The organism is Nostoc sp. 'Lobaria pulmonaria (5183) cyanobiont', from assembly GCF_002949795.1.
In the GTDB taxonomy this organism is placed as follows: Bacteria; Cyanobacteriota; Cyanobacteriia; order Cyanobacteriales; family Nostocaceae; genus Nostoc.
Window position 1 is genome coordinate 1,498,016 of the sequence record NZ_CP026692.1, and the last position, 14,664, is coordinate 1,512,679.

The window sequence follows — 14,664 nt, forward strand, 5'->3', positions numbered from 1 at the left end:
TTATCAAGATAATCGCTTTTAATTTAAATTAGTATTTTCAGTAAGAGTGTGAAGGCGATCATCGCTACATTAGTTTAGTCTCTATAGCGGTTATTGAATTAAAGCTTGAAAGCGCTCATCTTCCCGAATGCTATCAAAACCTGAATCGGTTTTTGCCAATTTACGCCATTGATCAGGACTTATAACAATTGCTTTTTGTAGGTTTTCTAGTGCCTGTTCAATATTACCTTGAAGGGCATAACAGCAAGCTTTATTGTATAAAGCCCTTGAATAATCAGGTTTAATTTCTAGTGCTTTGTCGTAGGATGCGATCGCTTCTTTATTGCGTCCTAATTTGCGTAGCGCAATGCCCCGATTGTTCAAAGTCTGGTGGTAATCTAGTTTAAATTCCAGTGCTTGGTTGTAGGATTCGATCGCTTCTTCATTGCGTCCTAATTCATCTAGCGTAATGCCCCGATTGTACCAAGCTTCGTGTAAATCTGGTTTAATTTTCACAGCTTTGTCGTAGCATGCGATCGCTTCTTCAATGCGTCCTAAATTGCCTAGCGCATTGCCGCGATTGTACCAAGCTTGGTGATCATCTGGTTTAAATTTCAGTGCTTGGTCGTAGGAGGCGATCGCTTCTTCAGTGCGTCCTAAATCATCTAGCGCATTGCCGCGATTGTACCAAGCTTCGTGTTTATCTGGTTTAATTTTCAGTGCTTGGTCGTAGGATGCGATCGCCTTTGTATTATCTTGTCCAGCAAAGTGCAAATTTCCCAACTCAAGCAGTAATTCTGCTTGGCTACTAGTTACTTGATGATTTTCTGCAAGCAATTCCTGAATTTCTAGTATTTTTTGAGTTCTTTCTTTTGGTGTTAGCGTGAGATATTTTTCATAGTCTCCATCCTGGAGTATACGTGATGATTCCTGCTTAAGAGTTTCTGCATCTATAGGAAAATCAAACAACCCCGAACGCCAGTCAAAGAAGTCTGGGGCGCGTTGGATAAAATATTTAATAGCAAATAGAGGTAGGAAGAAAACAAAACAAATATTAAAGCTATCTCTAAAACGTTCTCGCTGTTGATTCAGGTTAATTAAAACAGGCGGTACACTCTTCCAACTATATGAATAAATATCTCTACTATTCCAGTTTGTCAATCTTTTAGACTCTTCATATTCATAAAATGAATGCTCTAAACCTGTAATAACTAAAATATCTATCTGTTCTTTATTATCTAATTTATCTATGATTTCATATAAATTAGTAACAGCTTGCTTTAATGGTAAAACCTCAATATTTTTATTTGTAATTTCTTTTTTAACTTTGCCAATTAACTGCTCACCCTCAGCCGGATAACAACGAGCAAATAACAAGCCAAAGCCTTCTGTAAAGTTCAGAGTACGGACTAAGGCTTGATATTCTTCATCTGGTTCCAGTGGTAAATCTTTATCCCAATCAGTCAGTTCCAGTTTCATCAAGCTGTGTTTCACTAAGGTTCAAATTATCAAAAGCATCCTGAAATTCTTTAATTCCTTTAATTAAAGGATGAATATCATACCAACATTGAATTTGTTCTTCTTTATCACGGTGGCGATATTCCAAAATACAGCGATTGAATAATAAGTTACGGTGTTGTTCATCATTTACTATTCGTTTAGAATGATAAACTTTGGCTAGTGCTTGCCATTCATCTGCATAAACTGTATTGCGGTAGGTAATTCTAGTTTCGCTAATTGACCGTTGTAAAGCTCTAGTCGTAATGGGTAGATTATTAGTATATTTAATTGCTTCCTTCATTAATAATAGCAAATTCCGCACATGACCTCCACTCATTAAGCATAGTTGCTGTAAAGCTTCCGGCTGCTCAAACATATCTGAGATAGAAAGGTTAGGGTCAATCTGACTCACCCGCTTTTGCAACAATTCCTGGACTTTATTAATTCCTCGTTGATAACTTTTATTTTTAGGAGTTCGCACCATAATCATTGGTAAAACTTGAGCATCGCTACCATAGATATCTCGTAAATCTGTAGCGCGGTTAGAGAACACCAATGAAATCGGTACTGTATAAATTAGATGGCAATTTAAAGCTTTGAGTTGTTCGCTACGGTCTAAAAAAATATGTTCGTGATTGCTGCGTCCATCTTCCTGGGGTATGGGTACAATCCGATCTAGATTATCAGCGATGACTACCAATTGAGAATATTCCGAAGGTAAGCGTTTTTTTGCATCTTCAATAAATTGATTCAAAGCCAAAATCAAAGTTTGGGTGTGGGGGTTAAGTCGTTCGCGGATTTTGTGGCGGAGACTAGGTTCGGTTCTCAATTTGGCTGTGATTTTGGCAAAAAGAGAAATTTCCTTCTCTACCTCCAGACCTTCTAAAGATACGTCAGGTAGCAAATCTTTTAAATCATCCCAGCGGCTTTTCAACCATGACATCAAAGGTTTAGAATCACCCTTATCTTTTAATGCTTCTAATAAACGTCGTGTACAAGCAAGGAGAATATCTGTATATTGGGCATCTTCCGGCTCGATATCTTGTTCATCGGCGGCAAAATAGACAACAAAACAACCTTCTTCATTTAAATATTTTTGAAGACGCAGCAATTCTGTTGATTTGCCTGCACCACGATGACCAGCATAAAGTTGACAAGTCTTTCTGTCTGAGTACAAAATCTCTCTACCCACCTCTACTAAAATGTCGCCATCTCCTCGCACTTCCTGACAATCGACATAAACCGGATCTCCTGCGGGCAAGGGACGAAATGGGTCAAAAACGTTGTATATTTTTTTCAAAGTTGCAAAATCCTGAACCATAGGTAGAATTTACTAGTTTAGTGCGATGATAACGCAAGTTTACGCGGGGATTGGGGACTGGGGACTAGGGATTGGGTAATCAGCAGCCCTAAAATTCATTAGTGAAGTTCTGATACTCGTTGACTAGTATCAAAGACTCATTAATGAAGCTCAAAGACTCTTTAAAGGAGATCAAAGACTCATTAATGGAGTTCAAAGACTCATTAATGAAGCTCAAAGACTCTTTAAAGGAGTTCAAAGACTCATTAATGAAGCTCAAAGACTCTTTAAAGGAGTTCAAAGACTCATTAATGAAGCTCAAAGACTCTTTAATGGAGTTCAAAGACTCATTAATGAAGCTTAAAGACTCTTTAATGGAGTTCAAATACTCATTAATGGAGTTCAAATACTCATTAACAAAGAAACTCTAGGAAATGGGAAAATCCTTACTCCCCTATCCTTGTAAAAGAGAAGCCGGAGTTAAAGTCTTTCGCCACTGTCTCACAGCTGTTTGCAATTCCCCCGACAACCAGCCATCAAACTGCGGATAAACTGGCAAACGGGGCATCAATTCCCACCCCGCAGGCTGTAAAACTTCTCTTAATGCCTGTTCCTGTATATGAGGATAATCGGGATTCACCTCATCTTTTGGCCCTATTCCGCCCAAATCTCGCGCACCAGCTTCGATACAAGCGAGTAACCATCGGTCATCTTTAACTAAATTCGGCGGAATTTGAATAGTAATATCTGGCGGTAAAATCTGACGTGCTTTAGCAATTACTTCTGGTAACTGATCAGGGTCAAAAGGTGGTGCATCAAAGGTTTGCTGATATCCTGGACTATGAGGTTGTAAGATAACTTCTTGAATATGGTGATAACGTTGATGCAGTTGAGATATAGCTGTTAATGTTTCCCACCAATCATCAACTGTTTCCCCAATTCCTAACAGTAACCCAGTTGTAAAGGGAATCTGTAACTCTCCCGCCCATTGCAATTGCTGTAAACGAACTTCTGGTAATTTACTCGGTGCGTGCCGATGTACACTATTTAACAATGTTGGCGTTAACTGTTCCAACATCAGCCCCATCGAAACATTCACACGCTTGAGCTTTTGCATTTCTTCAAAACTCAGTGGGCCCGCGTTTGTATGAGGTAAAAACCCCATTGAAAGCGCTAATTCACATAAATCATAAATTCGCCCAAACCACGCCTGACGCTTTGGCGAATGAGGATGTACTTCACCGCTAAGTATGAGAATTTCACAGACTTTTTCGCTTTGAAGTGGTTTTAAAATACTGTCTGCATCTGAAAGACTCATCCAGGGACTTTTACCCGGTTCGCTGCGAAAGTTGCAGTAACTACACCGATTAAAGCACTCGTAAGTAGGAACAATTGTATAAGCAGGGCTATAGGTGACAAGACGAGAATTATTAATTGGCATAAGCAGAAGAAATTTGCTCTTACTAAGCAGCCCCAGACTTATTTTAAGGGTTAGAAACGCTGACTAGAAACCTTTAATTATTCACGTCCACTTATTTATTAGATAAACAAGAACTATTTTGATTGGTAAATTTCTGGTAACTGCCACCAAGCAACATGGGGATACTCGTGATGTTCTTCGTGATAGCCGAAATGATAGCACGTGATAAATGACCACCAAATTGGACGGCTAATCGTTTGGGCACAATGAGGCTGAATATACCCTGCGATTGGTTCGCTATGTGGCAGGAAAGTACCAAAATAAAATAATTGGAATGAACTTAAAAGCGAAGGAAATACCCAAAAACTTATTAGATTAGCATGAGGTATATGAAGGATGCGATTAGCAAACTGATAGATAAGAGTTAGAGCAATAACTTGTCCCCAACTCCAGTAACCTTTCATAAAATGGAAATACCAAGCAAAGAAGTTTTTATGTTCACCATTATGAAAATCTGGGTCTATTTGAGTTGCTGGATTTTGGTGGTGTAACCAATGCTTTTTCAATAAATTTTTATATGGTAAAAGACCATAAAGAGATAAGGTTAATGTCCCAACAAGATGATTAATTTTACTGTTTTGGGGAAACACTACCCCATGCATAGCATCATGAGATGTAATAAATAATCCCGTATATAAAAATGTTTGCCAAGCTATGCTAGGCAATAGCATCCAAAATTGTAATTTTGAGATGTCAAGGGCAAGTAATAAACTCAAGCTAATTACCCATGCACTAACAATGACAATAGCAATGAAAAGTCCTTGAAACTGAGATTTACTTTTCACAACTGGAGTCAGTTTTGTTTGATAACTGGGTGGTTGTTCTAATTGAATCACGCTTTTACTCCGCCTAGTATTCAGGTGAAAATTCCTAAAATATAGTCACCACAAAAAGCACTAACCACCAGCCAGAAAACTTTATTAGTGGTAAATGTTTTGCATTGGATAGTGCCAACACTTGAAGATGTTTAGAACTATTAAGATACTTTAACTATTATTACACATACAACCGCCACACCAACAACTGTTTTTGGTATGGTGGTTGGATTATATAAGTTATAGTACTGATAGCTTTAGTAATTATAAGAACTAGTGTTTTTAATATGGGGCTTTTTAAACAGCCGAAGTCTGGGAAAAAGACGGTAACATAATTAGCGGCAAGAGTAGGGAATGAAGTGGAGTAATTCGTGTATGATGCTGTAGCTGTTGAGATCCTAAACTAATGTAGGCTAGAAAGCGATCATTGGCAAGCGATCGCTCCAAAGTTCAGACTGAGGATTATACCTCAACTCTAAGGATGAGATTTTCAAGCTTTTCAGGAAACACTTTGAAATTAGCGAAATAGTATTTATATTGTCAAAAAATCTAATGTAAATTAGAAAATTTATTGGTTTTTCTTATCCAAACTAATAAAGATAAAATAATAAGTATGGCTCCTAGTAAACTAAAAATCAGGAGCCACTTACTACAAGAGAATGCTCATAATTACTCGCATTCTCGTTTAGTCACATAGTGGCGGTAGCGAAACATTGCTTCTAATTGCGCTTGCACTAGCCAACCACTGACAAATTCAACTCCTCCTCCACCAGGCATAGAGAAGGAAATAGCATCAGTTAATCTGGTTTTGCCATTTTCCGATTCAAATTCATGTCGATGTACCCAAGATTCAAAGGGGCCAGATATCTGTTCGTCGGTAAACAGGCGATATTTTTCACATTCAGTATGACGGGCTAACCAAGTTAAGGGTAATGGGCCGAGAAACAAGCGAAATTCGGTGATAGCGCCCACGTTTAGCCCTCCCTCACGACGAACCACTTGGACTGGCTGCCAAGGTGGATTCAACAGTTGCAAAATATCTGGCCTTTCGTGAAATTTCCAAACTACTTCTGGTGAGGTATTAATTACTGAGGAATGTTTAAATTGCAGCATGGAAAGAAAAACCTAAAATTCAGCTTTCAGATTCGGTATCAATTTCGATATCTAGGGTATCTTCATCAACCCGCACATACAAAATATTTGGGTTACAACAAACTTGACAATCTTCAACGTAAGATTGCTGTCCTCCAGCACTCAAATCAATAAAAGTTAAGTTCGGTTCGCCGCAATAAGCGCAGTAATACTCAGCTGTGTTTTGCATCAAGTTTTCAGCTATGAATTCAACGGCTGTAATTCTTTTGGGGATGGATTGATGTAACTCTGAGCATCAGCCAAATGCTTTAGTAGTGTAGACTGTGGCAGAGGCCCTTGCAAGTGGCTCCAGGGTAATACTTGTTCTGTTGACCATTCGGCGTGGACGTAAAAATCTAAGTCGGGGATTTGGCTTTTGAGTTGCTTGAAAGCACGTTTGTAGCTACCCAAGGAATCGCCAAAGTCACGAGTAAGTTCGAGAAGCTGGGACACTCTGCGATCGCCTCTCGATAATAAAGCCTGTATAATTGACCAATTATAGCTTTCTGGGCGAAATTCTATCCCCTGGGGTTTTAGCTGTTTTTGCAAAAACTGCAACCGCTTTTCGGCTTGGCGATTCACCCCAAACCATTGAAACGGTGTGTGTGCTTTAGGTACAAAGGTGCTGCAACCGTATGTTAAGCGCAATCCCGGTGCAGCTTTTTTGATATTACGCATCATCGCCACGGTTTGCTCTAAATCTTCTGCTTCTTCACCAGGAATTCCAGCCATTCCGTAGAGTTTCAAGCTTTTTAATCCGCCAGCTTTGGCATTTATGGCTGCTTGGATGATTTCATCGTTATGCAGCTTTTTGTTGACGATTTGGCGGATTTTCTCGGAACCACTTTCTACTGCAATGGTAAGCGATCGCGTGTCTCGTTTCGTCAAAGTTTCTGCTAACTGGACTGTTACGGTATTAGTTCGGACTGAGGCAATACTGAGACGGACATCATCATACTTTGGCTGACTAATATAATCTAGCAAAGCCTCAAATTCTGGATGTTGAGTGACCGAAGCCCCTAATAATCCTAGCCGGTTTGTGACTTCTAAACCTTTGGCGATCGCTGGAATTAATGAATCTTCCAGGCTGGCTGTTCTAAAAGGCAGTGTGAGATAACTCGCCAAACAAAAGCGGCACATTTCTGGACAACTTCTCACCACTTCCACCATGTAAATATTTTCCCATGCCGCTTTTTCGGTGACTACAGTAGAAGCCGATAGGGTATTTCCTCTGTAAGTTTGCTTTTGCACCACTGCGGGAATTTCGGGAGAAATTGGTTTAATAGACTTTACTTCACCATCTCTTGTGTGATATTCCACCTCATACAAACTGGGTACATAAATTCCTGGTATTTGTGCAAGTCTTTTCAGTTGAGTTTGTCTTGAGGCATTTCTTACTTCTTTGTAAGCCTCAATAAAATTCCCTAACAGGGTTTCGCCATCCCCCAGTAAAACGACATCAAAAAAATCTGCAAAAGGTTCGGGGTTAGCAGTAAGAACTGGGCCACCACCAAAAATTATCGGATGAGAATCATCACGAGAGGTTCCTCGAATAGGAATTTCTAAAGATTCCAGCAAATTTAAAATATTCACATAATCCAGTTCCCACGAAATAGAAAATCCCACAATTTCCGGCGTTCTGGGGAGTTGTTCGTGAGTATCTGTAAACAGGCGACTCACCTGTACATCATCACGCATTGCAAAAGTTGCCCAAACTACCTGATAGCCAAGGCTAGTGATACCTACGCTGTACTCATTGGGAAAGGCGAAGATTATGGGGATAGCGTTGGTGTCTGGGGTAGTAGGTGTAAATAGAAGGCGTTCAGAGTCAAATACAGATGATGTCACAGGTGTTTGTTAGAGGCAAGTTTATCTATATTTAATTTTAAGCCATAGAATAATTAAGTTAAAAATCAATGTTATGGCGTTAGCAAGAATAATTGGCAAGGATTGTAAATAAATTCCATAGATTAGCCACAAAAAAACACCACTTATGAATGTAATCAGCGTCACCAAAGAAACATCTTTGGCTGATTTGGTTTGCCATGTTTTAAACATCTGTGGCAAAAAAGAGATTGTGGTTATTGTGGCGGCAGCTAATCCTAAAATTGTTATAAAATCCATTTATACAAACCAGTTTATTTACGATTGTCTGACGTTTTTTTGAGATAAGATTTAGCCCAAGCATATCGTTTTGAATCTTTTTTAAGTAAATATTCTGCTGCTTCATGTCGTTTATTTTCGTCTTTTGTACTCCTGAATACTCGTTTTATTTCAGCATCTATATCTTTAGTCTCAGCCCCACGCTGAATTGCTTGTTCAAACCAATAATTACCTTGCTCATAGTCATATTTGTCATAACATATAGCACCCATTAAGGTGTAAGGTTGATGACTATCAGGCTGATACTCCATAGCTTTTTTTGCACAAGTTTCTGCATCATCTAAGTTATACATATCTCTGAATGCTGCACCTCTAGTAACTAAAATAGCTGATTTCAGATTACTGTCGTTGACTCTATTTAAGTCCAGGTTAGTAAGCTTTAAAGCCTGTTCAGGTTCATCTGCTTTGCGCCAATAACCGCTAGCTGTGGGGATATTCCACTTGTGTCCAGTACGGCTAAGTTCTTGTTCGTAAAACTCTGCCTCTAGTCTGTAATACGCAAGAGCAATTTCCCCGCCACGAGATAATAGATCCTCTTCCATAAGCTGTAAAACTAACTTAGGATCTAGCCGTTCTTTTTTCTCTAGCTTGACCATGATTGCATAAAATGGCTCTAGCGGAAGTGAAGGATCTGCCAATCTATATTTTCTTTTGAGTGCAGTAAAGTGCTTGTGTTGGGCTAAAATAATGATATCTTCATATTCATTAGTTCTCAGCCAGTCAATTTCTAAATCGCTCAAAACTACTTCTGATACTATCTTTGATTTCAAAAGAGAAGCATATTTTTCATTAGCAATTTCAATTGTGCCAGGTAGTTGAGACTGTCTTAAATAATTAATATCCTGCTCATTTAAATGAGTTTCTGAATCAAGTTTTCTAAGAATCGTATATAGATAACTAGTAGGTGATGAATCTTGATATTGGCTAGCTTTATACTTTGCCTTCAATGCAATAAATTCTCGTTTGCGTTCAAGTTCTTTAGCAATAGCAATTGTCTCAGTAAGTCCTTGTTGTTCTAGCCAGTAAATTTCTGAGTAAATTATTTTTTTGTCCGCATCAATTTTTTGTAGTATTTGATATAGTTGACCTGATAAGGATGTGTCTGGGTGTTGGCTTGCTTGATACTTATTCTTTAGCTGGGTAACTTTGGCCTGTCTTACAGACTCTTGTTTTTCAAAAATTTCTATAGCTTCAAAAAGTTCATGATTTAGCAACCACTCATATTCAAAATCACTTAAACTTGCTTCCGTGTCTAGCTTTTGTAGTATTTTATATAGTGGGCTATGAGGAGATGAATCTTGATACTTGGTAGCTTGATATTTCTCCTTTAGATCGGCAAAGCATTTTATTTCTTGAACAATTGCAACTGTTTGAGTAAGATTATTATCTTGCAATAGTTTGACTTCTAAATCAGTTAAAGTATTTTCTGATTCAAGTTTCCAAAGTATCGGATACAAAACACTACCTACTGATGATTCCCAATTTTTGGCAACTTTATACTTAGTTTTAAGATCAGAAAATTCAGCTTCTAGTCTTTTGGATTCTCCCATTTTAAATTGTTGTAGCCAGATAACTTCAATAGTTTCAAAAAGCTGATGCTCTTGTAACCAATTAAATTCTAATTCACTGAGTTCAATATCTAAATCAACTTTACGCAGTATGAGATATAACAGACTAGCGGGTGATGAATCTTGATATTGAGTTGCTTGGTACTTGGACTTTAAAGCAGAAAAGTGTTTTAAGCGATTTGGAGACTCTTTACTCATATTGATAGTAGATGCGATCGCACGTAGCAAAATGTGTTATCCGCTACTATAGCAATACCAGTAAAAAAGGGCGAGTCAGAAACCCACCCTTGAAGCATAAATATTTTCTGAAAGTCAAAGTGTAATTTTTACAACACCTTACACTGCCCATGATGTCGCAATAAATGGTCACACAATATAAGTGCTACCATCGCCTCAACCATTGGAACTGCACGCGGTAATACACAAGGATCGTGTCGTCCTTTCGCAGCCAATAGCGTTTCTTCACCTTCACGAGTTACTGTTTTTTGCTCTTTTCTAATTGTCGCCGTCGGCTTAAATGCAACTCGTAAAATGATATTTTCCCCGTTGGAAATTCCCCCCTGAATACCACCAGAACGGTTAGTTACAGTGCGAATTTCACCATTTTCATCAATATAATATTCGTCATTATGCTCAATTCCGGTTAACAGCGTCCCCCCAAAACCGGAACCGATTTCAAAGCCTTTGCTAGCCGGGAGAGACATCACACCTTTAGCGATATCAGCTTCCAATTTATCAAATACTGGTTCGCCTAAACCTTTCGGCACATTACGCGCCACACATTCTACGACACCGCCGATAGAATCACCTTGTCTTCCAACTTGCTCAATTAATTCAATCATGCGATCGCCACATTCAGCATCAGGACAGCGAACGATGTTGCTTTCCACTTGTTCTAAGGTGACAGTATTTGGATCGACTACACCTTCCAAGTCCTTGATACGCTTGACATAACCGATAACTTCAATATTGGCAACTTGACGGAGAATTTTTTTAGCGATCGCACCTGCTGCTACTCTGCCAATTGTCTCACGCGCTGACGACCTACCCCCGCCTTGCCAATTGCGAATGCCATATTTTGCATCATAAGTTGCATCCGCATGAGAAGGGCGATACTTCTCGGCCATCTCGTCGTAATCTTGCGACCGAGTGTCTTTGTTCCGTACCAAAATCCCTATAGGCGTTCCTAGTGTTTTGCCTTCAAATACACCTGATAAAATTTCGCAGGTATCGGCTTCTTTGCGAGGTGTAGTAATTTTACTTTGTCCCGGACGCCTTCTATCTAATTCTACTTGAATTTCTTCCGCCGAAATTTCTAGTTGCGGAGGACAACCATCAATCACAACCCCCACACCACCGCCGTGAGATTCACCAAAAGTAGTTATACGAAATAGATGACCAAAAGTGTTGCCCATGATCTTAAAGAAAAAGGATGAGGCTTATGTATTTTAACTAGAGTTTGTGCAAAAGTTAATTTTTATGCTTTGGCACTTGGAATATTTGACGTATAGCCTATCTTTTACCTATACAAATAAGAAAGCGCCCTCTGTTTCGAGAGGGCGCTTTCTCATTTAGCTAAACTTCAGAATTAACCGTTGATAGCAGGAGCACTAAGAGCTACAGGAGCAAAATCACCAGCAGCCAAATCTAGAGGGAAGTTGTGAGCGTTACGCTCGTGCATTACTTCCATACCCAGGTTAGCGCGGTTGATTACATCTGCCCAAGTTGCAATCACACGACCTTCAGAATCAATGATTGATTGGTTGAAGTTGAAACCGTTCAAGTTGAACGCCATTGTGCTAACACCCAAGGCGGTAAACCAGATACCGATTACAGGCCATGCTGCGAGGAAGAAGTGCAGTGAACGGCTGTTGTTGAAAGAAGCGTATTGGAAGATTAGACGACCGAAGTAGCCGTGGGCTGCAACGATGTTGTAGGTTTCTTCTTCTTGACCGAATTTGTAACCGTAGTTAAGGGATTCAGTTTCGGTGGTTTCACGAACCAAAGAAGAAGTTACAAGAGAACCGTGCATTGCACTGAACAAGCTTCCACCGAATACACCAGCTACACCTAATTGGTGGAAGGGGTGCATCAAGATGTTGTGTTCTGCTTGGAACACGATCATGAAGTTGAATGTTCCGCTTATACCTAAAGGCATACCATCAGAGAATGAACCTTGTCCGATGGGGTATACCAAGAATACTGCACTTGCTGCTGCTACTGGTGCTGAGTAGGCTATAGCAATCCAAGGACGCATTCCTAAGCGGTAGGATAGTTCCCATTCACGACCCATGTAGCAGAATATGCCAATCAGGAAGTGGAAGATTACCAACTGGTAAGGACCGCCATTGTACAACCACTCATCAAGAGAAGCTGCTTCCCAAATTGGGTAGAAGTGCAAACCGATAGCGTTGGAGGAAGGTACTACTGCACCAGAGATGATGTTGTTTCCGTAAATCAAGGAACCTGCAACAGGTTCGCGGATACCATCGATGTCTACTGGGGGTGCGGCGATGAAAGCGATTACGAAGCAAGCGGTAGCTGCTAGCAAGGTGGGGATCATTACTACACCAAACCAACCGATGTAGATCCGGTTGTTGGTGCTGGTGATCCATTCGCAGAATCTATCCCATACGTTGGCGCTTTCGCGACGTTGTAAGGTTGCTGTCATGGTTTTATGATTGCGGTTATTTATGAATCAGGCGGTTTTGTCTTTGCCTGTGAAACTACTTTACACTGCTTTACAATTTTTAATCAAGTTTTATTACTTCAGTAAACCTGATGTAAGTCATTAGGTTTGCTTATTTAAGCGTTGTATCTTAGTGTTTGCAGGTGTTCCAAATACAGCGAACACAGAATTTCGATATATTTACTCTGGTGTTAGCGCTGAATAGATAAAATAGAAAGGAACATTGTTGCAATCGACTCTAAATAGAGAGTTGATATGGATTACTACCAAAATTAGGAGGGGAGGTGTGACATGACAATTACTCTAAATCACACCATAGTGCCCGTATACGACAAAGAGGCATCGGCGCGGTTCTTTGCAAAAATTTTTGGTTTAGAGGTCGAGCTTCCCGTTGGTCACTTCGCTGCTGTGCATATAAATGATGCATTAACGCTCGACTTCGCTGACGCTGAAGCGTTTGAGCCACATCATTATGCGTTCCATGTCAGTGATGAAGAATTTGATGCAATTTTTGCACGCGTCAAAGAGGCAGGTATTGAATACACTAGCGACCCCATGCATCAGAATAAAGGACAAATTAACCACTGGAATCAAGGTCGTGGCTTCTATTTCTATGACTTTGATGGTCATAACTTAGAATTGTTAACCCGTGCATAGATTTTTGACATCAGGTCAATGCATTACTTCTTGACTAAAAAATATGCTGTGGCATAGTCTGGTAATTGGCTGATATTCTGCCCAAATTCTTTTTTATTCGGAAAAATACCTGCCAAAAAATCGAGCTGATAAAGATTGGGTAAAAATGCTCCGCCTGTATCGGCGATGACTCCCATTTGCAGATGTTTACGACCACCTTGATTATGCTCAATTACAATAACTTTACCTAAACCGATATTCAAAACATCTCCAGCAAAAGTCACTCCAGGTTTGATAGAAATTTTTGCATCTATTTTGTATCCATAGCCTTTAATAGCATCAACTTCTCTAAAATACCAATAACGCTTTTGTGCTGTTGCCTTTAATCCGCGGATATAAGCTATTCCATTGTTTCTATCTACATTAAAAAATGCCTTATAACCATCTGTAAAATTAATCAGAATTGTTCCTTCCATAATTGCTTCTTCTAAGCCATTTCTGGTTAGATAAGCAAGAGTTGTAACTTTTCCAAATTCTCGACCACCTGGTTCATAAATACCAGACAAAACATCTTGCTTTGTGTATCGAGTGTAGAACTTATCGTTATTAGAGTTGTCTTTTAAGCTATAAATTGGTATATTAAAAACAGAGGTTTTTTTGCGGGAACCAGGGTGGGTAAATACAGCATATTGAGTAATTCGTAATTGTTTTTGCTGTTTACTTTTGGGGTTGTAGGCAGACCATTTAATGACTCGAAAATTGGTATTGATAAATTTAGAGTCTTGTAAACGAGTAGCTCGATTATTAGCAATATCCTCCTTCAAAACAGCAATCATGAAATCCAAAGTTTTGAGGACATCTGCTACAGTAACTCCTTGAGTAGCAAGTACTCCTGTACGCATAATATCTGGGTCTTCTGAAGCATAATCTTGAAAATATTTTCTAGTATTAACGAGAACGGTTAATAAATCTCCTTGATTGAAGTTAACCTTACTACTTGGTAGTTTTGCTGAAGTAACAATCTGGCTGCCATTAATACTAAATTTATATTTTTTAAACTCATCGACAACGGGATAGGGTGCAGATGCTGCTAATAGATTATCCTGAGATAAAAAAGAGTTTTGCTTGCCTAAAACTTTCTCAGATATTTGTTGATTTATAAAAGGGTTTTGAAACCTTAAGTTAATTGGCTCGGTAACTTTATTTGAAGTAAAGGAAATCTTTGATTGAAGTGGGACAAAATTTTCTTGCTGATTATTAAAAGGCCAATCTTGTTCAGCTAGCTGTTTAGTTTTTGGCTGAGCATATATATGAAAACTGGCTAAACTGACAAGTAATAAACCAGCACAACCTATTGTGAAACAAACTTTTTGCTTAAATAAAATATTCATAACTTGGAAAAT

The 14,664-nt window shown here is 39.1% G+C and carries 14 protein-coding genes; 2 read left to right on the forward strand and 12 right to left on the reverse strand.

The genetic code is table 11. The features are described from left to right. Positions 1–90: 90 nt before the first annotated feature. Both NLP_RS06415 and NLP_RS06420 read right to left on the reverse strand, forming a co-directional pair. Positions 91–1,458 (reverse strand): tetratricopeptide repeat protein, encoded by a 1,368-nt coding sequence (locus tag NLP_RS06415; RefSeq protein ID WP_104905663.1) that lies wholly within the window; start codon positions 1,456–1,458, stop codon positions 91–93. Next, positions 1,439–2,800: an AAA family ATPase gene (locus NLP_RS06420; RefSeq protein WP_104905664.1), complete on the reverse strand. Its 1,362-nt coding sequence runs from the start codon at positions 2,798–2,800 to the stop codon at positions 1,439–1,441. Before NLP_RS06420 ends, NLP_RS06415 begins: the two co-directional genes overlap by 20 nt. A gap of 143 nt (positions 2,801–2,943) precedes the next feature. Between NLP_RS06420 and NLP_RS06425 the strand changes: the two genes are divergently transcribed. After that, complete coding sequence (locus NLP_RS06425; protein WP_104905665.1) at positions 2,944–3,210, forward strand: hypothetical protein; 267 nt, start codon at positions 2,944–2,946, stop codon at positions 3,208–3,210. 23 nt (positions 3,211–3,233) lie between these two features. On the opposite strand, the gene cofG is transcribed toward NLP_RS06425, so the two are convergent. From cofG to psbA, 9 genes are all read right to left on the reverse strand, one after another. Then, a complete protein-coding gene (gene cofG / locus NLP_RS06430) occupies positions 3,234–4,220 on the reverse strand; it encodes a 7,8-didemethyl-8-hydroxy-5-deazariboflavin synthase subunit CofG (protein ID WP_104905666.1) in 987 nt (328 codons plus the stop codon). Positions 4,221–4,333: 113 nt separating this feature from the next. Further along, a complete protein-coding gene (gene crtW / locus NLP_RS06435; protein WP_104905667.1) occupies positions 4,334–5,095 on the reverse strand; it encodes a beta-carotene ketolase CrtW in 762 nt (253 codons plus the stop codon). 648 nt (positions 5,096–5,743) lie between these two features. Beyond that, positions 5,744–6,187 (reverse strand): SRPBCC family protein, encoded by a 444-nt coding sequence (locus NLP_RS06440; RefSeq protein ID WP_104905668.1) that lies wholly within the window; start codon positions 6,185–6,187, stop codon positions 5,744–5,746. Positions 6,188–6,206: 19 nt separating this feature from the next. Beyond that, entirely contained in the window at positions 6,207–6,395 is a 189-nt protein-coding gene (locus NLP_RS06445; RefSeq protein WP_012411100.1) for a CPXCG motif-containing cysteine-rich protein, read from the reverse strand. A gap of 11 nt (positions 6,396–6,406) precedes the next feature. Next, positions 6,407–8,053: a B12-binding domain-containing radical SAM protein gene (locus NLP_RS06450; protein WP_104905669.1), complete on the reverse strand. Its 1,647-nt coding sequence runs from the start codon at positions 8,051–8,053 to the stop codon at positions 6,407–6,409. A 21-nt stretch (positions 8,054–8,074) separates the two neighbouring features. Next, positions 8,075–8,329, reverse strand: a complete 255-nt coding sequence (locus NLP_RS06455; protein WP_104905670.1) for a SemiSWEET transporter — start codon at positions 8,327–8,329, stop codon at positions 8,075–8,077. Between the two features lie 14 nt (positions 8,330–8,343). Further along, positions 8,344–10,164: a tetratricopeptide repeat protein gene (locus NLP_RS06460; protein ID WP_325034724.1), complete on the reverse strand. Its 1,821-nt coding sequence runs from the start codon at positions 10,162–10,164 to the stop codon at positions 8,344–8,346. A 98-nt stretch (positions 10,165–10,262) separates the two neighbouring features. After that, the gene (gene aroC, locus NLP_RS06465; protein WP_104905672.1) at positions 10,263–11,351 is read right to left on the reverse strand and encodes a chorismate synthase; all 1,089 of its coding nucleotides are present in this window, start codon (positions 11,349–11,351) and stop codon (positions 10,263–10,265) included. Between the two features lie 173 nt (positions 11,352–11,524). After that, entirely contained in the window at positions 11,525–12,607 is a 1,083-nt protein-coding gene (psbA, locus tag NLP_RS06470) for a photosystem II q(b) protein (protein ID WP_104905673.1), read from the reverse strand. 309 nt (positions 12,608–12,916) lie between these two features. Here psbA and NLP_RS06475 point away from each other — a divergent pair, with 309 nt between their 5' ends. Continuing rightward, complete coding sequence (locus NLP_RS06475) at positions 12,917–13,282, forward strand: VOC family protein (protein ID WP_104905674.1); 366 nt, start codon at positions 12,917–12,919, stop codon at positions 13,280–13,282. Positions 13,283–13,305: 23 nt separating this feature from the next. Here the strand turns inward: NLP_RS06475 and NLP_RS06480 are convergent, their stop codons facing one another. Further along, the gene (locus NLP_RS06480) at positions 13,306–14,652 is read right to left on the reverse strand and encodes a hypothetical protein (protein ID WP_104905675.1); all 1,347 of its coding nucleotides are present in this window, start codon (positions 14,650–14,652) and stop codon (positions 13,306–13,308) included. Positions 14,653–14,664: the final 12 nt, after the last annotated feature.